The sequence below is a fragment of the Cognatundibacterium crateris genome (genome assembly GCF_010078235.1).
Lineage (GTDB): Bacteria > Pseudomonadota > Gammaproteobacteria > Burkholderiales > Burkholderiaceae_D > Undibacterium > Undibacterium crateris.
On the sequence record NZ_JAABOS010000014.1, the window covers coordinates 24,367 to 45,875 of the forward strand.

At 53.1% G+C, this 21,509-nt stretch carries 19 protein-coding genes; 11 read left to right on the forward strand and 8 right to left on the reverse strand.

Translation table 11 applies throughout. The annotated features are described in order from the left end of the window. Positions 1-101: 101 nt before the first annotated feature. From prpF to prpB, 5 genes are all read right to left on the reverse strand, one after another. The gene (gene prpF, locus EYB48_RS18210) at positions 102-1,286 is read right to left on the reverse strand and encodes a 2-methylaconitate cis-trans isomerase PrpF (protein WP_162021809.1); all 1,185 of its coding nucleotides are present in this window, start codon (positions 1,284-1,286) and stop codon (positions 102-104) included. A gap of 172 nt (positions 1,287-1,458) precedes the next feature. Then, positions 1,459-4,050, reverse strand: coding sequence for a Fe/S-dependent 2-methylisocitrate dehydratase AcnD (gene acnD, locus EYB48_RS18215; RefSeq protein WP_162021810.1), 2,592 nt, complete (start codon positions 4,048-4,050; stop codon positions 1,459-1,461). A gap of 13 nt (positions 4,051-4,063) precedes the next feature. Next, the gene (locus EYB48_RS18220; protein ID WP_162021811.1) at positions 4,064-4,543 is read right to left on the reverse strand and encodes a GNAT family N-acetyltransferase; all 480 of its coding nucleotides are present in this window, start codon (positions 4,541-4,543) and stop codon (positions 4,064-4,066) included. Positions 4,544-4,558: 15 nt separating this feature from the next. Beyond that, the gene (prpC, locus tag EYB48_RS18225; protein WP_162021812.1) at positions 4,559-5,713 is read right to left on the reverse strand and encodes a bifunctional 2-methylcitrate synthase/citrate synthase; all 1,155 of its coding nucleotides are present in this window, start codon (positions 5,711-5,713) and stop codon (positions 4,559-4,561) included. 68 nt (positions 5,714-5,781) lie between these two features. Beyond that, positions 5,782-6,672 (reverse strand): methylisocitrate lyase, encoded by an 891-nt coding sequence (gene prpB / locus EYB48_RS18230; RefSeq protein ID WP_162021813.1) that lies wholly within the window; start codon positions 6,670-6,672, stop codon positions 5,782-5,784. A gap of 311 nt (positions 6,673-6,983) precedes the next feature. On the opposite strand from prpB, the gene prpR reads away from it, so the two are divergent. From prpR to phnE, 8 genes are all read left to right on the forward strand, one after another. Next, the gene (gene prpR / locus EYB48_RS18235; RefSeq protein WP_162021814.1) at positions 6,984-8,606 is read left to right on the forward strand and encodes a propionate catabolism operon regulatory protein PrpR; all 1,623 of its coding nucleotides are present in this window, start codon (positions 6,984-6,986) and stop codon (positions 8,604-8,606) included. A gap of 107 nt (positions 8,607-8,713) precedes the next feature. Continuing rightward, complete coding sequence (locus EYB48_RS18240) at positions 8,714-9,079, forward strand: response regulator transcription factor (RefSeq protein WP_162021815.1); 366 nt, start codon at positions 8,714-8,716, stop codon at positions 9,077-9,079. Next, positions 9,076-9,690: a chemotaxis protein CheX gene (locus EYB48_RS18245; protein ID WP_162021816.1), complete on the forward strand. Its 615-nt coding sequence runs from the start codon at positions 9,076-9,078 to the stop codon at positions 9,688-9,690. Before EYB48_RS18240 ends, EYB48_RS18245 begins: the two co-directional genes overlap by 4 nt. After that, positions 9,690-10,685, forward strand: coding sequence for a sensor domain-containing diguanylate cyclase (locus tag EYB48_RS18250; protein WP_162021817.1), 996 nt, complete (start codon positions 9,690-9,692; stop codon positions 10,683-10,685). Before EYB48_RS18245 ends, EYB48_RS18250 begins: the two co-directional genes overlap by 1 nt. A gap of 150 nt (positions 10,686-10,835) precedes the next feature. After that, positions 10,836-11,708: a putative selenate ABC transporter substrate-binding protein gene (locus tag EYB48_RS18255; protein WP_162021818.1), complete on the forward strand. Its 873-nt coding sequence runs from the start codon at positions 10,836-10,838 to the stop codon at positions 11,706-11,708. Continuing rightward, positions 11,708-12,583 (forward strand): phosphonate ABC transporter ATP-binding protein, encoded by an 876-nt coding sequence (locus tag EYB48_RS18260; RefSeq protein ID WP_162021819.1) that lies wholly within the window; start codon positions 11,708-11,710, stop codon positions 12,581-12,583. Before EYB48_RS18255 ends, EYB48_RS18260 begins: the two co-directional genes overlap by 1 nt. A 7-nt stretch (positions 12,584-12,590) precedes the next feature. After that, entirely contained in the window at positions 12,591-13,439 is an 849-nt protein-coding gene (locus EYB48_RS18265; protein WP_328823493.1) for a PhnE/PtxC family ABC transporter permease, read from the forward strand. Further along, positions 13,436-14,233: a phosphonate ABC transporter, permease protein PhnE gene (phnE, locus tag EYB48_RS18270; RefSeq protein WP_162021821.1), complete on the forward strand. Its 798-nt coding sequence runs from the start codon at positions 13,436-13,438 to the stop codon at positions 14,231-14,233. The genes EYB48_RS18265 and phnE overlap by 4 nt, the downstream gene beginning before the upstream one ends. Positions 14,234-14,257: 24 nt before the next feature. Here phnE and EYB48_RS18275 read toward each other — a convergent pair whose 3' ends face one another. From EYB48_RS18275 to EYB48_RS18285, 3 genes are all read right to left on the reverse strand, one after another. Further along, positions 14,258-15,238, reverse strand: coding sequence for a ZIP family metal transporter (locus EYB48_RS18275; protein WP_162021837.1), 981 nt, complete (start codon positions 15,236-15,238; stop codon positions 14,258-14,260). 117 nt (positions 15,239-15,355) lie between these two features. Further along, a complete protein-coding gene (locus EYB48_RS18280) occupies positions 15,356-16,741 on the reverse strand; it encodes a choice-of-anchor X domain-containing protein (RefSeq protein WP_162021822.1) in 1,386 nt (461 codons plus the stop codon). Beyond that, complete coding sequence (locus EYB48_RS18285) at positions 16,731-17,615, reverse strand: hypothetical protein (RefSeq protein ID WP_235935262.1); 885 nt, start codon at positions 17,613-17,615, stop codon at positions 16,731-16,733. The genes EYB48_RS18280 and EYB48_RS18285 overlap by 11 nt, the downstream gene beginning before the upstream one ends. A 471-nt stretch (positions 17,616-18,086) precedes the next feature. Between EYB48_RS18285 and EYB48_RS18290 the strand changes: the two genes are divergently transcribed. The 3 genes from EYB48_RS18290 to EYB48_RS18300 all read left to right on the forward strand — a co-directional run bounded on the left by EYB48_RS18290 (position 18,087) and on the right by EYB48_RS18300 (position 21,404). Then, positions 18,087-18,638 (forward strand): lipocalin family protein, encoded by a 552-nt coding sequence (locus EYB48_RS18290; protein ID WP_162021823.1) that lies wholly within the window; start codon positions 18,087-18,089, stop codon positions 18,636-18,638. A gap of 136 nt (positions 18,639-18,774) precedes the next feature. Next, positions 18,775-19,584: a mechanosensitive ion channel family protein gene (locus tag EYB48_RS18295; protein WP_162021824.1), complete on the forward strand. Its 810-nt coding sequence runs from the start codon at positions 18,775-18,777 to the stop codon at positions 19,582-19,584. A gap of 134 nt (positions 19,585-19,718) precedes the next feature. Continuing rightward, positions 19,719-21,404: a hypothetical protein gene (locus EYB48_RS18300; RefSeq protein ID WP_162021825.1), complete on the forward strand. Its 1,686-nt coding sequence runs from the start codon at positions 19,719-19,721 to the stop codon at positions 21,402-21,404. Positions 21,405-21,509: the final 105 nt, after the last annotated feature.

A 21,509-nucleotide genomic window follows, 5' to 3' on the forward strand; every position in this document is an offset into this window, starting at 1 on the left:
GCTTTTCTGTCTGTCAGTTTGGTGTAAGCGAATAAAAAAAAACGCTGCCGTTTTAAGGGGCAGCGTTGTTTAGTATGGTGCTTAAGTCGTCCATGATGGCGTCAGAAAGTGTCACCGGGAATTCTGACCCAGCCTTCCATCAACACGCGCGCGCTGCGGCTCATGATGGCTTTTTTCACACCCCATACGCCATCCACCTGAGTCGCTTCGGCACCCACCCGCAGCGTGCCGGATGGATGACCAAAGCGCACAGCACTACGATTGCCGCCACCAGCTGCCAGATTCACCAGCGTGCCGGGAATCGCGGCCGCAGTACCAATCGCGACCGCCGCCGTTCCCATCATCGCATGGTGTAATTTACCCATAGACAGCGCTCGCACCGACAAGTCAATATCACTGGCACTGACTGGCTTACCGCTGGACGAGACATAATCCAAAGGTGGCGCCACGAAAGCGACCTTAGGCGTGTGCTGACGTTTAGCCGCTTCATCGGGATGCGAAATCAGCCCCATACGCACAGCGCCAAAGGCGCGTATGGTTTCAAACTTAGCCAATGCTGCCGCATCGCTGTTAATCGCTTCCTGCAATTCTGCGCCGCTATATCCGAGCTGTTCTGCCTTGATGAAAATAGTAGGAATGCCAGCATTGATCATGGTCGCCTGCAAAGCCCCTACGCCCGGCACATCCAGCGTATCAATCAGATTCCCGGTTGGGAACATGGCACCGCCACCCCCCTCTTCTTCGGCAGCAGGGTCCATAAATTCCAACTGTACTTCAGCGGCTGGAAAGGTCACACCATCAAGTTCAAAGTCGCCGGTTTCCTGTACTTCACCATTGGTGACCGGAACATGCGCAATGATGGTTTTAGCGATATTAGCCTGCCAGATACGCACCACGGCGATGCCATTCTGTGGCACCTGATCGACCAGGCCCATTTGTATGGCACAAGCCCCAACCGCTGCCGACAAATTGCCGCAGTTACCGCTCCAGTCCACGAAGGCCTTGTCTATAGCCACCTGACCGAACAGGTAATCTACATCATGGTCTGGCTGACTACTCTTCGCCAGCAATACGGTTTTAGAGGTACTGGAAGTTGCACCGCCCATGCCATCAATTTGCTTACCATAAGGATCAGGGCTACCGATCACACGCAACAACACGGCATCACGCGCCGGACCTGGCTGTTGCGCCGCTTCGGGCAAATCCTGCACCCGGAAAAACACACCCTTACTGGTGCCACCACGCATATAAATAGCGGGGATTTTTATTTGAGCCGGATAAGTCATACATTGTCCAATTCTGTTTAATACTTGACTGAGATTAAAAGCGCTGAAAAGTGCTAAATACAGATGCACAGAGACACAGAGAATAAGGAGAAATGCAGGAGCGAGCGATTTATCCAGCTTTTCTCTGTGTCTCATTCCCTCTGTGCTCTCTGTGTTAAGTCAGCCCATCACATCAGCTTTTCGTCGCTTCCAGGAAATCCTGAGCGAAGCGTTGCAGCACGCCACCGGCTTCGTAGATAGAGACTTCTTCTGCGGTATCCAGACGGCAGGTGACCGGCACCTCCAGGTGTTCGCCGTTTTTGCGATGGATATGCAGTGTCAGGCTGGTACGCGGTGTGCGTGCGCCAGTCACATCATAGGTTTCCGTGCCATCCAGTCCCAGCGTGAGGCGATTCACACCCGGCTTAAACTCCAGCGGCAACACGCCCATGCCAATCAGATTGGTGCGATGTATGCGCTCAAAGCCTTCTGCCACAATCACTTCCACACCGGCCAGACGTACGCCTTTGGCAGCCCAGTCACGTGAAGAACCCTGACCGTAATCCGCACCGGCGATGATAATCAGCGGTTGCTTACGTTCCATATAGGTTTCTATCGCTTCCCACATGCGTGTGACTTTGCCTTCCGGTTCGATACGGGCCAGCGAGCCGGCTTTGACCTTGCCTTCGGCATCACGCACCATCTCGTTCTTCAGGGTGGGATTAGCAAAGGTCGCACGTTGCGCCGTCAGGTGATCGCCGCGATGGGTTGCATAGGAATTGAAATCCTCTTCCGGCAAACCCATTTTGGCCAGATATTCACCCGCCGCACTATTAAGCATGATGGCGTTTGAAGGCGATAAGTGATCGGTCGTGATATTGTCACCCAGCACAGCCAGTGCGCGCATGCCACGCATAGTGCGTTCACCGGCCAGAGCACCTTCCCAGTAAGGCGGACGGCGGATATAGGTTGATTGTGCACGCCAGTCGTACAGCGGTGGCACGCTGGCGGCCTGCTCAGTGGAGATCGCGAACATCGGTTCGTACACCTTGCGGAACATCTCAGGTTTGACGCTGGATTTCACAATCGCATCGATTTCTTCATCCTGAGGCCAGATGTCTTGCAGACGGATTTCTTTACCATCCACCACAGCCAGCACGTCTTTTTCGATATCAAAGCGGATAGTACCGGCGATCGCATAGGCCACGACCAGCGGTGGCGAAGCCAGGAAAGCCTGTTGGGCATAAGGATGGATACGGCCATCAAAATTGCGGTTACCGGATAACACAGCCGTTGCGTATAAATCACGGTCTATGATTTCCTGCTGTATCACCGGATCCAAAGCACCGGACATGCCATTGCATGAGGTACACGCATAAGCGACCACACCAAAGCCCAGTTTTTCCAGCTCAGGCATCAGGCCCGCTTCTTCCAGATACAGGGTGACAGCTTTGGAGCCTGGCGCTAAAGAAGATTTGACCCAAGACTTACGAACCAGACCGAGGCGATTGGCATTGCGCGCCAATAAGCCAGCAGCGATCACATTGCGCGGATTCGAGGTATTGGTGCAACTGGTGATCGCAGCAATAATCACTGCGCCATCCGGCATCTGGCCAGGTACATCCTGCCAGGCCGCCGCAATCCCTTTGGCAGCCAGATCAGCAGTCGCAACCCGCGCATGCGGATTAGATGGGCCTGCCATATTGCGCACCACGCTGGACAAATCAAACTTCAGCACGCGTTCATATTCGGCATCAAGCAGACTATCCGACCACAGGCCAGCGGTCTTGGCATAGGTTTCCACCAGCGCGACCTGCTCTTCACTGCGACCGGTCAGTTTCAGATAATTGATGGTCTGCTCATCGATGCTGAACATCGCTGCGGTCGCACCGTATTCCGGCGCCATATTGGAAATCGTTGCGCGGTCACCCAAGGTCAGCGCGGCTGCACCGCTGCCATAAAATTCGAGGTAAGCGCCGACCACTTTGGACTGACGCAGGAATTCTGTGAGCGCCAGCACCACGTCGGTTGCAGTAATACCAGGCTGAGGCTTACCGCTCAATTCAACCCCAATGATATCCGGCAAACGCATCCAGGATGCACGGCCCAGCATCACATTTTCCGCTTCCAGACCACCGACGCCAATAGCGATGACACCCAGCGCATCTACGTGCGGTGTATGGCTGTCGGTACCCACCAGGGTATCCGGGAATGCGACGCCGTTCTGCGCATGGATCACTGGCGACATGCGTTCCAGATTGATCTGATGCATGATGCCATTACCTGGCGGGATCACATCGACGTTTTTGAATGCCAGCTTAGTCCAGTTAATGAAGTGGAAGCGGTCTTCATTGCGACGGTCTTCGATTGCACGGTTTTTTTCAAACGCCTGCGGATCGAAGCCACCACATTCAACCGCCAGCGAGTGATCGACGATCAGCTGCACCGGAACCACAGGATTCACCTGAGCCGGGTCACCGCCCTGCTCGGCAATCGCATCACGCAAACCGGCCAGATCGACCAGAGCGGTCTGCCCCAGGATATCGTGGCATACGACACGTGCCGGAAACCACGGAAAGTCCAGCTCGCGCTTACGCTCGATCAGCTGTTTTAAAGAATCGTTGAGTGTCGCAGGATCACAGCGACGCACCAGATTTTCTGCCAGTACACGTGAGGTGTAAGGCAGTCTGGCATAGGCACCTGGCTGTATCGCTTCGACTGCCGCACGGGCATCGAAATAGTCCAGCTGAGTGCCGGACAGGTTTTGACGAAATTGGCTATTCATAGGTTTTTCTTTCTCATGACAACGCGAGTTTAAATCCATCGTGACTGGCAACAAATCCGAGGCTGCCGTAAAAACGGTGTGCTTCTTGTCTTTGTTTATCACTGGTCAGCTGCACCAGACGGCAACCACGCTCACGCGCTTGCGTGATTGCCTGCTGCATCAGCCAGCGGCCTATGCCCTGACCACGCAAAGCACTGCTGACGCGCACACTTTCTATCAGCGCCCGCCAGGCACCGCGCCGGCTCAGGCCGGGTATGAAAGTCAGCTGCAACATCGCGATGACTTCCCCCTCCTGCCCTTGCAGTTCGGCCACCAGCAACAACTGATTAGCGTCCTGATCGATGGCATGGAAGGCCTGCACATAGCAAGCCTGATCCGGGTCGCCGTGATCGCGGTTTTTACCCAGCACATCGTCGGCAATCAGCGCCAGCAAACCTGGCAGATCAGATTGCCGCGCACGCCGGCACAGCAAAGCAGGTGTGTCAGAATTCACGAGGTCTCCGGATGATTACTGACGCTCGCTGATAGGAACGAATTTCAAATCTTCCGGCCCCACATAGTTAGCGCTAGGACGAATGATCTTGTTATCGATACGCTGTTCTATGATATGCGCTGCCCAGCCTGAGGTACGTGCGATCACAAACAGCGGTGTAAACATCGCAGTTGGCACACCCATCATGTGGTAGGAGACGGCAGAGAACCAGTCCAGATTCGGGAACATTTTTTTGATATCCCACATCACTGTTTCCAGACGTTCTGCGATGTCAAACATTTTGGTGGAACCGGCTTCTTCCGATAACTGGCGCGCGACTTCTTTAATCACTTTGTTACGCGGATCAGAAATGGTGTACACGGGGTGACCGAAACCGATCACCACTTCTTTGTTTTCCACGCGCTTTTTGATGTCCGCTTCGGCCTCATCAGGATTGTCATAACGCTTCTGGATTTCAAATGCGACTTCATTCGCACCGCCATGCTTAGGACCGCGCAAGGCACCGATCGCACCAGTGATGGCAGAATGCATATCCGAGCCAGTGCCGGAAATCACACGGCCAGTGAAAGTCGAGGCGTTGAATTCGTGTTCTGCGTACAGGATCAGCGAAGTATGCATCGCCTTGACCCAGGATTCGGAAGGTGCCACACCGTGCAGCAAATGCAGGAAGTGACCACCAATGGATTCGTCATCGGTTTCTACATCGATCCGTTTGCCGTTATGGCTGAAGTGGTACCAGTACAGCAGCATGGAGCCCAGCGACGCCATCAGACGGTCGGCGATATCGCGTGCACCTGGCGTGTTGTGATCATCTTTTTCTGGCAAAGCGCAACCCAGTGCGGAGACACCGGTACGCATCACGTCCATAGGATGGGATGCAGCTGGCAGGCATTCCAACACGGCCATCACGCTGACTGGCAAGCCACGCAGGGCTTTGAGCTTGGCCTTATAGGCTTTCAGTTCAGCCGCAGTCGGCAGTTTGCCGTGTACCAGCAAATGCGCGATTTCTTCAAACTCACAGGCATCTGCCACATCCAGAATATCGTAACCACGGTAATGCAGGTCATTTCCGGTTTTTCCTACGGTACACAGCGCGGTATTACCTGCGGTGACGCCGGACAGGGCAACTGATTTTTTTGGTTTGAACGTTGGGTTATCTTGAGTACTCATGCTGATCTCCAGTCGGTTTTTATCTGATTGAATTAGTTTTGGCTGTAAGGTTATTTTGCTTGCAGCGCTTATTTCGCTTTTTGCTGTGCAAACAAGGCATCCAGCTTTTGTTCAAAATCGTGGTAGTTGATACGTTCGTACAATTCCATGCGGGTTTGCATGGTGTCGACTACCTGCTGCTGGGTGCCGTCGCGACGGATCGCGTGGTAGACATTTTCAGCGGCTTTGTTCATGGCGCGGAATGCGGACAAGGGGTACAGCACCAGGCCCACATCCGCGGATTTCAATTCCTCGACGGTGTACAGCGGTGTGGCGCCAAATTCCGTGATGTTGGCCAAAATAGGTACTTTCACCGCATTCGCGAATTGTTTGTACATATCGAGCTGGGTAATCGCTTCCGGGAAAATCATGTCAGCACCGGCTTCCACACAGGCCAGCGCACGGTCTATCGCGGCGTCCAGACCTTCTACTGCGAGTGCATCGGTGCGTGCCATGATGACGAAGTTTTCATCAGTACGCGCATCGACTGCTGCTTTAACGCGATCCACCATCTCTTGTTTGGACACGATTTCCTTGCCCGGCCTATGGCCGCAACGCTTGGCACCCACCTGGTCTTCGATATGCATGGCGGCAGCGCCGAACTTGATCATGGACTTCACAGTGCGTGCGACATTGAAGGCGGAGGAACCGAAACCGGTATCCACATCCACCAGCAAAGGCAGATCGCACACATCGGTAATACGACGCACATCGGTCAGCACATCATCCAGATTGGAAATGCCCAGATCCGGCAAACCAAGTGAGCCGGCAGCAACACCGCCGCCAGACAGATAAATCGCTTTAAAACCGGCACGTTTCGCCAGCAAAGCGTGATTGGCGTTGATGGCGCCGACTACCTGCAACGGGGACTCTTCTTGCATCGCCTTGCGGAAGGCGGCTCCTGCGGAATATTGACTCATCTGATTTCTCTCAGTGACCGGCGTGTTGCCACAGCCGGGTGTTGTTGAACAAATTTAGCCACTCCATTGCAAAGCCTGTGCCAGTTCAGATAGCACACCGGTTTTGTCAGCCCCAGCTTAGGCGTGAGGCAATAAAAATCAAGCACTTAGCGAGCTGACTTGCGCCAGATCAGGCTACAGTCAGCATGACAAGCCAGGCTATTTGTTTCATAATGACGTTTCACTGAAACACGTAAATGAAACACTGAAACACTCATTTGCAACACTCATTTGCAACAGTTCGATATCGCCCAACGAAAGATAAACTCCCTATGAAATATCCGGCTACCACCCGCGACCAGGAAAAACCGGTGATCTGGACCGTCTCGATCTCACGCCTGTTTGATATGTTTCGCGACATCATGGTCGAGTACGATGCCAATGCCGATATCGTGCCGCTGCAGATGGGCTTCGAAGATGCAGTACAACACATACGCGAACGCCTGCTAAGCGAACGCTGCGACGCGGTGATCGCAGCTGGCTCCAATGGCGCTTACTTGAAGAGCCGGCTGCCTGTGCCGGTCGTGATCGCCAAGGCCAGTGGCTTCGATCTGATGCAGGCCTTGGCCCGTGCGCGCCGCGTTTCACCGGAAATCGGCCTGATTACTTATCAGGAAACCATGCCTGAGCTGGCCGAATTCAAAACGACTTTTGGGTTTCAGATTGCGCAACGCACTTATGTAACCGAAGAGGATGCACGGGCCCAGATCAGCGAATTGAAGGCGGCCGGCATCAAAGCCATCGTCGGTGCCGGGCTGATTACCGATTTGTCTGAAGAAGCCGGACTGACCGGCATCTTTATGTATTCAGCAACCTCGATCCGGCAGGCATTCAACGATGCACTGGAAATCGCGCGCCTTACACGATTGGAAAGCAGCCGTGGCCGCAATCATGCCGCCGCCGACGCACTCAGGGCGCGCCACAGTCTGAATGACTTGCGGGGTGACTCAGCCGCGATGCAAGCGACGCGGCGCGCCGTCAATCTGTTTGCACGCTCCCCCGCCACCGTATTAATTCAGGGTGAAACCGGCACCGGCAAAGAATTAGCCGCACAAGCCATGCACAGAGAAAGCCCGCGTGCGCGCCAGCCCTTTGTCGCCATTAACTGCGGTGCGATCGCAGAGAACCTGCTCGAATCTGAATTATTCGGCTATGAAGAAGGCGCTTTCACCGGCTCGAAACGGGGTGGCCATGCGGGTCTGTTTGAAACCGCACATCGCGGCACCCTGTTTCTGGATGAAATCGGTGAAATGCCGCTCCAGTTGCAGACCCGGCTATTGCGCGTACTGGAGGAGCGTGAAATCGTGCGGGTCGGTGGTGTACGACCAGTAGCGGTGGACGTGCGCATCATCAGTGCCACCCATTGTGATCTGGAGCAGCGTGTCGCTAGCGGGCAATTTCGCGCTGATCTGTTTTACCGTCTGGCGGTATTGCGCCTGAGTATGCCCACATTGCGCGAGCGGCCAGAAGATATACTGCCACTCGCAGTCTGGTGTCTCAAGCATGCGCTGGCTGCATTGGGTGCACGTCCACATGTGAATCTGCATGCAGAAATGCTGAGTTGCCAGCCCTTGCTGAGCGCCTATCACTGGCCGGGCAATGTGCGCGAAATGCGCAATATGATGGAACGTCTTGCGCTGTTTCTGGCTGCAGAACCTTTGCAGGCGCTGAGCCCATATTTTATCCAGCAAATTCTGCCTGAAATTACCACAAAGAAACAATCTTTAACCTCAACAGCGCTGATAGATGTGGCAACATCTGAAGTCATGGACAACAATGAAGTTTCCATAGAGAAAGTTTTGGAGATGTTCCAGCAAAACCGTGAAGCAGCCGCTGCTTATCTGGGGATCAGCAGAACAACTTTATGGCGTAAATTGAAAACGACAGTCAAATGAAAGCGTGTATGAAAAGATTGTATCTTTTCGTCACATTCTGACGTTAACTGTAAGGTAAAATGCCGAAAAGAATCTTATACAACGGCAAACTGGATCAAGTACTCACTATGAAAAAATTACTGATTGTTGACGATAGTAAAGTCTCACGCATGGTCATCCGTGCCCACGTGAAAGCCGTTCAGCCAGACTGGGAATTTATGGAAGCTGCGACTGGTGAGGACGCGCTCAAAATAGTCGATGAAGCCAAACCGGATTTCTGCACCATGGACATCAATATGCCAGGCATGCTGGGCACCGATGCTGCGGAGCAGATACTGCAGAAACACCCACATATGCGCATCGCCATTTTCTCGGCCAATGTGCAGGATACAATGCAAACCAGGGCCAATTCGATAGGCTCTATTTTCGTCGCTAAACCAGTTACAGAAAAATCGATTGCTATCGTACTCAATTACTTTGCGAGCGCAGCATGAACATTCTGAGCGAATTACACCTAGATGCACTAAGCGAAGTTTTCAACGTCGGCGCAGGTCGGGCCGCGGCCAGCCTGTCAGAAATTGTCGGCGATGAAGTCCGTTTATCAGTACCATCGGTGGAAATTCGCAAGTCTTCTGAGATTGACCTGTCAGTCATGGGACTCAGGGGCGAACGCTTTGGCGCAGTACACCAGACTTTCACTGGCAGCTTTGAAGCTGAGGCAATACTCTTATTCACCGAAGAACATGCACTGGAAATCGTGCGTGACATGATGGGTTCGCAAATCAGCCTGGAAGAATTGGCTGAATTTGAGCAGGAAGCCATGTGTGAACTCGGTAATATCATTCTCAATGCCTGCCTGTCCGCCATGGCGGATATGCTGAGCATCCCTATGAATTGCTCGCTGCCGGATTACTCTGTCGCTTCGACTGATGAAATCCTGCGGCGCGTCAACAATGAAGACATCAATCAGTCCTATCTGCTCTTGCTGCATATCGATCTGGCAATTGAAAAACGCCGCTCAGAAGGTCACCTGATTTTCCTGTTGAGTTCAACATCACTGAAAGATCTGATTATCCAAATCGAACGCTTTTTAGGGGAAATTTGATGTCGGTGCCGGTGCCTGTCATTCCATCGCCCGCGGCAATGGAAGCCATACTGAATACCATCAGCCTGGGACTGATCGTGGTGGATAGTCAGCAAACAGTCACTTTATGGAATGACTGGGTAGTGCGGCACAGCGGCATTGAAGCAAAGCTGGCGGTTGGCAAGACGATCAACGATGCTTTCGCTGAGCCACCCAGCCGCGCCTTCGCGATGGCATTAGCTAACACGCTCACTTACGGACTGCCGGTGGTTTTGTCTAACGCCTTACATCGTTCACCTCTCGCACTGTTCGAGCGCTTGCTCGATATGCCCGGCGCAGTCAGGATACATCAGTCGGTCACGCTGACGCCGGTACAAATCGATGGCGAGCGCTGTTGTCTGATCCAGATTACCGACTCTACCACCTCGATCAAACGCGAGAAAATCCTGCGTTCCCATTCAGAGTTATTGAAAAAAGAAGCAACCACTGACGGACTCACCGGCATCTACAACCGACGCTTTTTTGACGAACATTTCAAAATGGCGCTGGGCCACTCCACCCGCCAGAACAGTTCGATCTCTATCTTTATGGTGGATATCGACTTCTTTAAAGAATATAACGACTTCTACGGCCACGTGATCGGTGACAAAGCACTCATCGAAGTTGCCACTACACTCAAACAACAATTGCTGCGCGCCAGCGACGTGGTGGCGCGTTTCGGTGGTGAGGAATTTATCCTGATGCTGCCGAATATGGCGCAGGATTCCGCAGTGCAGTTCGCGGAAAAATTACGACTGGCAATCTGGAACAGCGACATCCCACATGCACGTTCCAAAGTCGGCGATCGCGTCAGTATCAGCATAGGCTACAGCCATTTCAACAAGATGGAAGGCACCGATCCGAATGCGCTGCTGAGTACCGCAGATGCGGCACTGTATGAAGCAAAAAAACAGGGCCGTAACCGCTGCTTCTACAAAGAGCTGCCTCAAGTGAATTTCCCCAAACCGGGAAATTAAGCGCGGCAGTGTGCCCGGTAACCTGCTGGCACGATTTATCTTATACTTACACAGATTCTATATGCCTGCCCCATGTGTGGTCAGGCATTTCATCCATGACGACGCCGCTAATGCAGCGTTTATCCTTCCCACTCTCAGGTGCAGATGACTATGTCTATGAATATTTCACGTCGCAAACTCACAATGCTGACCGCAGCCGCTCTGCTTGGCGTCTCCAGTGTGGCATCCGCCCAAACCCAGCAAGTGCTGCGCGTCTCCGCTATTCCGGACGAAGCACCGACAGAATTACAGCGTAAATTCAAACCGCTGGGCGCTTACCTGGAAAAGAAACTGGGCATGAAAGTCGAGTTCACGCCCGTCACCGATTATGCGGCATCGGTCGAAGGCCTGATCAATAAAAAACTCGACATGGTATGGTTCGGCGGCTTCACTTTTGTACAGGCAAAAGTTCGCAGTAAAGACCAGGTCATCCCACTGGTACAGCGCGAAGAAGATGAAAAATTTAAGTCTGTATTCGTCACTACCCACAAAGACATCAATAAGCTGGAAGACCTGAAAGGCAAGACCTTTAGCTTTGGTTCTGAGTCTTCAACCTCGGGCCACTTGATGCCGCGTTCATTTTTACTGGCAGCGAAAATCAATCCGGATAGCGATATGAAGCGTATCGCATTCTCGGGCGCGCATGATGCGACTGTGGCAGCGGTTGCTGGCGGCAAAGTCGATGCCGGCGCGCTCAATATCTCAGTTTGGGAAAAACTGGTGGCACAGAATAAAGTCGATACCCGTCAAGTGCGCGTGTTCTATACCACACCAGGCTATTTTGACTATAACTGGACGGTACGCGCCGACATGCCAGCCGACTTGCGCAAAAAAATTACCGATGCCTTCCTCGCATTGGACGCGTCTAAACCAGAAGATAAAGAAATTCTGGAGCTGCAACGCGCTGCACGTTTCATCCCGACCAAAGCAGAGAATTACAAAGCTATAGAAGCTGCTGCACACAATGCAGGCTTACTCAAGTAATGTCAGTTCCCCCCGTCTCAAACGCAGCACCCGCCACACAGATCAGCCTGCACGATCTGTGTGTGCGGCATGCTGGTGCAGCTTCATCCAAGTCTGACGCTGGCCAGAACTTTGCACTGAAAAATATCTCTTTGCAGATTAAGTCTGGCGAGCAGATTGCCATCATCGGTCCTTCCGGTGCGGGCAAAACCACCCTGCTGCATACGCTCGCCTGTGCACACCAGCCTGCCAGTGGCGAACTGGTCTGGAATGACAGCTATCCTTGGCAGCACACAGATGCGGAGCGCCATGCGATGCGCCGCCAGTTATTCCTGGCTCCGCAAAGTCCGCCTTTGCCAGCACGCCAGCGCGTGATTACCAGCGTACTGGCTGGCCGCCTGCCTCAATGGTCGCTATGGCAGTCGCTGCGCAGTCTGTTCAGTCCGGCTGATCCAGTTGCCGCCTATGAGGCATTGGCGCACTTTCACTTACAAGACAAACTGTATGCACGAGTGGACCAGCTGTCCGGCGGTGAGCGTCAACGCTGCGGCCTGGCCCGTCTTTGCCTGTCGGATGCACGCCTGCTGCTGGTGGACGAACCGCTGTCAGCACTGGACCCTACCCTGGCTGTGCAAACCCTGAACAGCCTGCAACAACTGGCCCGTCAACGTCAGGCCACGCTGATTTGCAGCCTGCATCAGGTTGAACTGGCACGCGAACATTTCCCCAGAGTGATAGGTTTGCGTCAGGGCGAGATTCTGTTTGATACCGATCGCGTCACCGATGCCATGCTGACCGGGTTATATCGCAATGCGGGCAGCGCCAGCGTGCCCGCACACCTTGCCACCGCCGCGACGCCAGATGCGGCGCTGCCGGACACCATGCGCTGTTTCTGAGGTGAGAGTGAACGCTGAAATATCTGCACCGCCACACGCTGACGTTCTGCGCGATCCCGCCTGGAAATCGCGCGTCAGCCTGCTGCTACTGGCCGTAGTTTTGCTGTGGCCCATGCTCAGCATGACTGAGTTCCGGCCCTGGGATTTGATGGATGCGCAAAGTCTGCAGGCGAGCTGGCAATTCCTGAAAAACTTTTTCCCGCCTGCGCATGATGCTGAATTCCTGCAACTGGTGTTAGTCGCGACCTGGCAAACCATCGCGATGGCAACGGCTGGCGTTACGCTCGCACTACTGGCTGCCATACCGCTGGCGCTGATCGTGAATGCACAGCTATCGATTTCTGCCATCGGTAAATCCGGTATGGCGCGCCTGCCCTGGCTGTGCCGCCAAAGCGTACGCTGGTTACTAGTCTTGCTGCGTAGCGTACCGGAACTGGTATGGGCCTTGTTATTCGTGCGTATAGTCGGTCTGGGTCCCAGTGCCGGGGTACTCGCGATCGCGCTGACTTACTGCGGCATGCTGGGCAAGGTGTATGCGGAAATTCTGGAATCCACCGATGCCAGCTGCAGCCGACAATTACTGGAAAATGGCAGCTCGCGCTTACAGGCATTTCTGTATGCGAGTCTGCCAGCTGCCGCCTCTGAACTGGCGTCCTACACTATCTATCGCTGGGAATGTGCGATCCGTGGTTCGGTGATCATGGGTTTTGTCGGTGCCGGTGGACTGGGGCAGCGTATGGATGAATCGATGAAAATGCTGGCGGGTGCGGAAGTGTCGACGATGCTGATCGTCTTTATGTTACTGGTCAGTGTGGCCGACAGTTTCAGCCAGTGGCTGCGCAGGAGTCTGGCATGACTCACCCTGCGCTGCAACAAGCAAAGCCGGTAATGCGCTGGCAAACCATGCTAATCCTGCTGTTGCTGGCACTGCTGATCAGCGCCAGTTTCCTGAGCCTGGACATGCATTGGGCCGAGTTATTCAGCGATCAGGCGCTGCAAAGCAGCCGCGACTTTCTGGCCGGGTTTGCGCCTCCCGATATGCAAGCTGGCTTTCTGCACAAGACTGCCATGGCGACGCTGGAAACACTGGCCATGTCAGCACTGGGTACCGTGCTGGCCGCACTGGCAGGCATGCTGCTGGCTCTGCCTGCCAGCAAACAGTATGGCCGCTTTCTGTACCACTGCAGCCGCTTGTTACTGAATCTGGCGCGTGCCATTCCTGAGCTGGTATGGGCATCAATTATGCTGATCGCGGCGGGACTCGGGCCTTTCGCAGGGACCATCGCCCTGGCTGCGCATACTACCGGCGTACTGGGTCGCCTGTTTGCAGAGACGCTGGAAAATCTGCCGCCAGAAAATGCACAGACTCTGAAGATCAATGGCGCCAGTCGCGCTCAGATATTTTTCTACACCAGCTTACCGATGGGGCTGCCGCAAATGCTGTCTTACACCCTGTATCGCTGGGAAAACAATATACGCGCAGCAGCCATACTGGGTGTGGTCGGCGCAGGCGGTCTGGGACAAATGCTGAAATACCATCTGTCTCTGTTCCAGATGCACAGCGCAGCGACAGTCATCATCGCCATGCTGTTACTGGTGGCGCTGGTCGATGCACTGAGCTTCGCGATACGGCGCAGACTGACGCGATAGAAGCACTCGTTTCTTCAGATGCGCTTAGCCCAGACTGGTATCGAGTACCATCATCAGCGCGAATCCCAGCATCAGACCTAAGGTGGCACTGGTCTGATGTCCGTTTCTGTGGGTTTCCGGTATCACTTCATGCGACACCACAAATAACATTGCACCCGCCGCCAGTCCCAATCCTATCGGATAGGCCAGCGCCAGTCCGCCGGATAAACTCACGCCCAGCACAGCGCCCAATGGTTCCAGCAAGCCAGTCGCAATAGCGATCAGCACTGCATGCAAACGCGCAATACCAGCCCCGCGCAGGCTCAGCGCAACGGCCAGCCCCTCGGGAATGTCCTGTATGCTGATGGCGGTACTCAAAGGCAGTCCCACATTCATGTCACCTTGAGAAAAACTCACCCCCATCGCCATCCCTTCCGGCAGGTTATGAATCGCAATCGCCAGCACAAACAACCAGACCTTGCCGCAACGCTCATGCGCCGGACCACAGGGGCCGGTCTTATCATGCGCATGTGGCGTGAAATGATCCAGCCCCAGCATCAGCATCACACCTGCCGCCATCCCGAGCACCACCACACCGGCAGCCAGCGCGCGGCTGTCTACCATAGTCGTCGCAGCTGCAATACCAGGAATAATGAGCGAGAAAGCACTTGCCGCCAGCATCATACCCGCGGCAAAGCCCAGCAAACTGTCTTCCAGCTGCTGCGGTAACTGACGTATCACCAAGGCCGGTAAGGCACCGAAAGCAGTGGCAAGAAAACCAGCAGTACCCGCTGCCAGCGCCAGCCCGACACCAATCGCGGCCTGACCTTGCCAGACCTGATACAGACTTTGGGTAAGCAGTATCAACAAGCTTCCCAAAGCTGCAATAAATGCCAGCGTCAATCCAGGTCTGGACTGCATCATTTGCCAGACCTGGGTACGCCAGCCAGCCGTGGAAGCCAAGTTTGAATTTAAAGTTGAGCTTGCGTTTGCGTGCGATTGTGCGTTGAGCGATAAGTCAGGCATCTTGCTATCCTTAATGAGAATTATTTTCATTAAGGATAGTTTGCCATGGATAATCCGTGTTGGCTAATCGTGATCGCTAATCGCTGTCATGCAAAAAAACTATACGGCCAGCCTGGGTCAGCGCACCAGACGCTGCGCGCTTGCAGTGACGGCGGCAGCAGCGTTTGAGCTGCCTGCAGTACGACATTCGCTTTGTGGATAGCCATTGCGCTCCACATCCGGATCAAACTGACGCAGGGCGTTCTTTGCCTGTTGCAAGTCTTTGCCAAACTCAGTCAGATAACGCTGCCGTTCTTCGCTCTGCCATTCCTCAGGCGAAAAAGCGTTCAGTGCATAGGTCTTACTGACCGCGACCTGCCCTTCCAGGCGCGGCATCAGCAAACGGTCAGGATCGGCATTTTCGCGCAGCAGATATGCATCTACATCGCGCAAACGCAGAGGCATGGCCACTTGCTGATCGCGCAGCAAATTACCCGCAACAATGAGCGGAATATCATTCATCCCCTGCGGCAGCAAATCATTAAAACTCAGTAAGGCAAACGGTTTGCCCTGCGCATCATCCAGTCTGGCACTGACCAGATAGCGCCCCGGCAAACGCACATTGGCACGCAGCGTAAAACGCAACTGACCGCCCTCACTGCTTTCCCTGACACCGGCTACCCAGGTGGCTGGCAACTCCGGCGAATACACCACATCGAAGAAAATACGTCCCGGCTTGCCCGCTACGGTATAGCTGACTTCAGTGCGCACGGTGCCGTGAAAGCTGGCAAAGCCGCTCTGTGCCGGCTGCAGCGTTGCGCTGTATATCCCATCGGCGGCACGGGTATCGCCATCCTGCCCGCTGTCATTCATATTCAACGCCAGCGCGGCGCTTTCCTTTTGCCCGGCAAAGCTCAGACCTTTGGCGACTGCTTTGTCTATTTGCAGCGTCAGCGGCTGTCCCTGCGCATCACTGGCGCGTACCGTGAAGACAGCTTTTTCACCGGCTGCCAGATAGACGTGGGACTGAGTCGTGGCAATCTGCACCGTCTTATCCGCTGTGCCGTCAGGCTTGCGCATCGCATGCAATTCGGCGACTGGCTGATTCGGGTAAATCTGATCCGGATGCTGACTGACAGGGCGAGAACCAGGCGGATAGCGGGTTCCGCTCTGATACTGACACAAAGCCTGATCCGCCTGCACTACTTGCTGCACCAGTTGCTGACGCTGTACCGCTGCTGTCTGCGGCATGCTTGCTGTGCTTGTGGCTGCTGGCATAGACAGGAATTCACGCCCACTAATTGCACTACTTACGCCAGTTGATGGCTGCCCAGCGTTCGCTGGTGTACCAGGCTGACTGCCATCCCAGACCAGCACAGCCAACAATACAGCCACCACCAGGATGGCTGCTGCGGGCTTGCGATAACGCGTCCAGTCATCGCGCGGCGACTTCACTGCATCAGCCGCATTGGCGGCCGATGCAGTAGTGCGCGATGTTCCTGCTTTATCCTGCTTACGTGGCATTGCTGACTACCGCCGCGCGCACCACAGAAATGATGCCCTGCCAATTCCCATTGGCATAATGATTGTAGGCTTCTGCATCATCCCTGAAGCTGACCGAGTGGTAAGCCCACTTCACTGACCCTCCTTCGTTGGCTGCAGTCCCCAACGTCAGGTCATTGCAGAACCAGTCCGAAGGATTACAGAGCGACTGTCCACCGGAACCGGCCACCCCACCGCTGCTGTGATAAGCCACGGCTTCATCATCCTGGCCAGGCAGAATGCCGGAGTAAAAGGTACCCTTGGCACCCGCATACATATAGAACCAGACATTGCGGGTTTCATTGTGGTTGTACATCGCACGCGCGGTGCTGGTTTTGAGATCCTTCACCAGCGGCTCACTCATGGCCCAGGAACCCGCATCCGACAATTCCGAACCTCCGCCAGCACCCGATGCAGCGCGCACCCATTTGATATTCCAGCCCACCTGCGTTGTGCCATCGCTGTTACCACACTGCCCCGACGAATTAGAAACGGCATTTTTCTTCATACGTGTAGAGCCACCATAATTCGCCAGCGTATAGCCCATCATCAAATCGCCCGCACTGTGGGTCGCAACATAACACCAGTTGTTACCGGTACAGAAGCAATCGAGTGCATCACGGATCTTGCCATTCTCTGATGCGATACTGTGATAGCCATCCCAGTTGACGGCTTTTTTATTTACGCCTGCGGCTGTGCTGGCTGGCCCCCAGTAATTAAAACTAGTGTAGTCACCAACCACCCCGCCACCACCACGGCCATTGATCCACAGCGTGTAATTGGCAGCGCTGGCGACGCTGGATAAACCTGCCATCGCCAGCAGGAAAGTCGTGATCACGATACGCATTAACTTCATTATTCACCTCCCAAAATGAATCACATGAATAGTGCAAAACAGAGGACCTCCTCCGCTTGCCGATCAGCCGCTGTCTCCTCCAGGGTCTGGGGATGTTTGATTTGATTATCTGCTTAGTATGTGTGACTGATCGCAACGCAGTATCGAAACAGCATTGCGCCAAGTCAATTTGCGATGCAGCACAGAATCCAGAGCAAGTCCCTCTTAACTAGCGGGTCAGAATTGCTGCGACACTCTGATCAGTACAGCGTTAGCAGGGTTTTTCAGGCCTTAGAGGCTGCACTCTAATCCAGCCGCAGGTACAGGAATACCACAATTCCTGAAGCGACTCAGGCAGAAGCACAATGATGAAAAATGGCGGATAAGCACGTGCAATTGCGATTTACCTTATCATCGGCATACTAAACAAGCAGCACCGTATCTTCCAGGAATCATGCTGGACTTCTGCAACACCAACTCTCAGGAAAAATCATGTCACTCTGCCGTTTTGCTTTGCTCTGCACCAGCGTCCTGCTCTCAGCATCTTTGCTCAGTGCCTGTAACACGCAACCCGCTGCGCCTATGGATGTGGTGGCCCAGGTCGACCTGCAGCGCTATCTGGGGCGCTGGTATGAAATCGCACTGATACCTAACCGCTTTCAAGCTATGTGCGCCAGCGATACCCAGGCTGAATATCAGTTACAGGGCGAACAAATACGTGTCACTAATCGTTGTAAACGTGCCGATCAGGGAATGGAGACGGCGCAAGGTGTGGCCGAGGTCGTAGCACAATCCAACAACGCCAAATTGCGCGTGAGCTTTTTCCGGCCTTTTTACGGCAATTACTGGGTACTGGCGCTGGACCCGGATTATCAATGGGTGCTGGTTGGCGAACCCGGACGCCAATATGGCTGGGTTTTATCGCGCACGCCTCAACTGTCAGACGCCGTCATGCAAAACATCTGGCAAAAGGCGGAACAGGCTGGCTATCAACGCATACAATTCCGCCCCAGCCTGCAAACGCAGGCTATGTCACCGAAATGACATGCAATTGCCATCTATCTGTCACGATCAATCACCAACGTGACAGATTTAGCAAAACTTAACATCTTACTTATTGACAATAATGGTATAAAAACGGACATTACTTCCTGAACATTTTTCTTTGAAAAGGATGACCATGCCGACTATCGACCTTGAACAATTACTGAACACCTACATCGTACCTTTCGGACTGAAAATCCTGGCCGCAATTGCGATCTGGATCATCGGTGGCATCATCATCAACATGCTGGCTGGTCTGTTGCGTAAGGCAATGACTTTGCGCAAGGTAGATCCCACACTGGTTTCGTATGGCGAATCTTCCTTGAAGGTCACCCTGCGTATTGCCTTAGTCATTGCCATTCTGGACGTTTGCGGCATCCAGACCACTTCACTGGCCGCGCTGATTGCAGCTGGTGGCGTCGCGATAGGCGTCGCCTGGTCAGGCTTGCTGTCTAATTTCGCTGCCGGGATTTTCCTGGTGCTGTTGCGTCCATTCAAAGTCGGGGATGCGATCAGCGCAGGTGGTCAAACCGGTGAAGTCACGGAAATCGGCCTGTTCGCTACCACACTGACTACCGGCGACAACCTGCGTGTGTATGTGGGCAACAGTAAGATTTTTGCCGATAATCTGGTCAACTACTCCGCCAATCCACATCGCCGGGTTGATCTGAAATGCCAGATCGCGAATGGCGTAGAGCCGCTGGCGGCGATTGCGATGCTGCAAAAACATGTAAGCCGCGTTGCCAATATCACGCTGAACCCGGCACCAACCATAGAAATCCTGGAATTCAATGCAGCCGGCACCTTATTGGCAGTGCGCCCTAACTGCAGTAACAAGGATTACTGGCAAGTCTATTTCGACACCAACAAGGCGATTGCCGCCGCCTGTGCCGAAGCAGGCTGGCCAGTCCCGGCCCCGCATCAGATCGAGATTCATCAATCCTGATCAGTCCGGTATTTGCCCCCAAAAAAACGCCTCTGACACAGAGGCGTTTTTGTTTTGTGCTTTTTCTTTATAGCAACCATCAATGTCGTATTCACAATACAATAACAATTTAAAACCTTGCTGGGTGATCAACAATGATTGCATTAGACTCGAGAGCAATAAATTTTTTAATGAGAATTGGGACAGTCACATTATTGACATTGCTATGTGCTCTCTCAACATCCCTGACATTCGCGCAAACGGCAAAGATCAGCTTAACTTTTAACACTGAAAGCAAAAGCGTCGAAGCCCGATTCCAATTATCTAAAGCGGTTGACACGCTGCACTTCACAGGTAACGGTGAAATACGATTAAAAACCTGGACCCCGTTAAATGGTGCGCGCCTGAACGATGACGGTACTGCTTTAATATTTCCAAAAGAACAAAACTGGGTTTCCGTCAAGCTCAATCCGTTTGAGCGGGATGGCTTAATGGACAGGGTTTACTCTCCGGTCATCTTATTTGGCGATGGGCGCGCTGCGCAGATTTACTCAGAATATCTGCTTCCCGCAGACGGCGGCACAGTAAGCCTCACTACTCATGGCGTGGTATTCGGACATACAGTAGCTCAAGGAAAGACTGCCTGGAGCACAAACGACGCAGCCACCTACATCGTCGCAGGACAAACTGACACCACAGAAAAAAATGCTTACAGCATCACTCTGGATAAAGAATTACCTGCTTGGATTGCGCACACACTGAATGAAAAAGTAGCTGCACTGATGAATCTGTATTCAAAGAAGTTCGGCTCCCAAGCAAAGAAAAGACCTTGGATCGTGGTTTCATTCGACCCCAATACACCCAATAAAAATGCCGGTTTTCGCGGCGACACCAACCCTGGTATGGTACGTCTCAATTTAATGGGACACGTTTGGGAACAAGAAAATACGGCGCAGACTACGCAACTGATCAGTTTCTTAGCACATGAACTTTTTCATTTATGGAATGCTGAACAATGGAAAATCCAGCGCGAAGAGCCAATCTGGTTATTTGAGGGCGGTGCGGATGCAGCAGCGCAAGACGCATTACGTACGCTAGGAATCATCGACGCTGAACAATATAAAAATGAACGCACTAAAAGCCTGATTGCTTGCAGCCTCGCAGAAGGTGAAACATTGGCCAGCAAATTGAATGGGCGTACTCACTATACTTGTGGAGCAGCTATTTTTTATCTGGCCGCTGCAATGAATTCGGTTACATCAAATTCGGCAGGCCCTTTAGATGTATGGAAAAGTATATTTGCATCCTCTAAAACAAAAACTTATGGGACTGCAGATTTACTTCGTGTTGCAGGAAATCATGTAAGCACTTCATCTGACGATACAAGCGTCCGTCAGGCATCCCAGCTTAAGGATTTAATTGAATCCAACTTAGCTTGGCGAGCAGCTTTAATTCATGACCAGGGAAAGTTTCACATACACGAAACCCAACAAGGAGATGAACCCAATATTGTCGTTGCCAGAGTCTTATTGGATAAGCTAGTGATCGACAGAGTTGACAATGATTGCAAAGGTTCCACTAGCATTAGCTACAGAAATCAACGCTATCAAATAGATGCACTGCGTTCCTGCCAGCGCATACAAAGCGGAATTACACTCACGCATTTGGGTAATTTTTCTATGTACGAAAATGCGCAACAGGCCTTAGCCTATGCGCGCGACCAATGTACTAAAGGAATGGATCTGCATTTCAGCGATAAGAATGATGTTTCATTGGATTTACCTTGCACTCAAATGCCTGCGCTACCACAGGGATTATTTGTGTTTAATCCCGAATATTAAGCAATTCTGACGTCAATCTGGTGTTTTCAAGTCAGCATACGCTGTCAATTCAAAAAAGGGCTGCCGTTCATAGAACAGCAGCCCTTTTTGACTAGCCTCAGCAAT

Coding starts and splice junctions, on each gene's coding strand:
- EYB48_RS18260 (WP_162021819.1), top strand. CDS start 11,708: ATGTCAGTTCCCCCCGTCTCAAACGCAGCACCCGCCACACAGATCAGC.
- prpC (WP_162021812.1), bottom strand. CDS start 5,713: ATGAGTACTCAAGATAACCCAACGTTCAAACCAAAAAAATCAGTTGCC.
- EYB48_RS18290 (WP_162021823.1), top strand. CDS start 18,087: ATGTCACTCTGCCGTTTTGCTTTGCTCTGCACCAGCGTCCTGCTCTCA.
- EYB48_RS18255 (WP_162021818.1), top strand. CDS start 10,836: ATGTCTATGAATATTTCACGTCGCAAACTCACAATGCTGACCGCAGCC.
- EYB48_RS18250 (WP_162021817.1), top strand. CDS start 9,690: ATGTCGGTGCCGGTGCCTGTCATTCCATCGCCCGCGGCAATGGAAGCC.
- EYB48_RS18280 (WP_162021822.1), bottom strand. CDS start 16,741: ATGCCACGTAAGCAGGATAAAGCAGGAACATCGCGCACTACTGCATCG.
- prpB (WP_162021813.1), bottom strand. CDS start 6,672: ATGAGTCAATATTCCGCAGGAGCCGCCTTCCGCAAGGCGATGCAAGAA.
- EYB48_RS18285 (WP_235935262.1), bottom strand. CDS start 17,615: ATGAAGTTAATGCGTATCGTGATCACGACTTTCCTGCTGGCGATGGCA.
- EYB48_RS18245 (WP_162021816.1), top strand. CDS start 9,076: ATGAACATTCTGAGCGAATTACACCTAGATGCACTAAGCGAAGTTTTC.
- EYB48_RS18300 (WP_162021825.1), top strand. CDS start 19,719: ATGATTGCATTAGACTCGAGAGCAATAAATTTTTTAATGAGAATTGGG.
- acnD (WP_162021810.1), bottom strand. CDS start 4,050: ATGAATAGCCAATTTCGTCAAAACCTGTCCGGCACTCAGCTGGACTAT.
- EYB48_RS18240 (WP_162021815.1), top strand. CDS start 8,714: ATGAAAAAATTACTGATTGTTGACGATAGTAAAGTCTCACGCATGGTC.
- EYB48_RS18275 (WP_162021837.1), bottom strand. CDS start 15,238: ATGCCTGACTTATCGCTCAACGCACAATCGCACGCAAACGCAAGCTCA.
- prpR (WP_162021814.1), top strand. CDS start 6,984: ATGAAATATCCGGCTACCACCCGCGACCAGGAAAAACCGGTGATCTGG.
- EYB48_RS18295 (WP_162021824.1), top strand. CDS start 18,775: ATGCCGACTATCGACCTTGAACAATTACTGAACACCTACATCGTACCT.
- prpF (WP_162021809.1), bottom strand. CDS start 1,286: ATGACTTATCCGGCTCAAATAAAAATCCCCGCTATTTATATGCGTGGT.
- phnE (WP_162021821.1), top strand. CDS start 13,436: ATGACTCACCCTGCGCTGCAACAAGCAAAGCCGGTAATGCGCTGGCAA.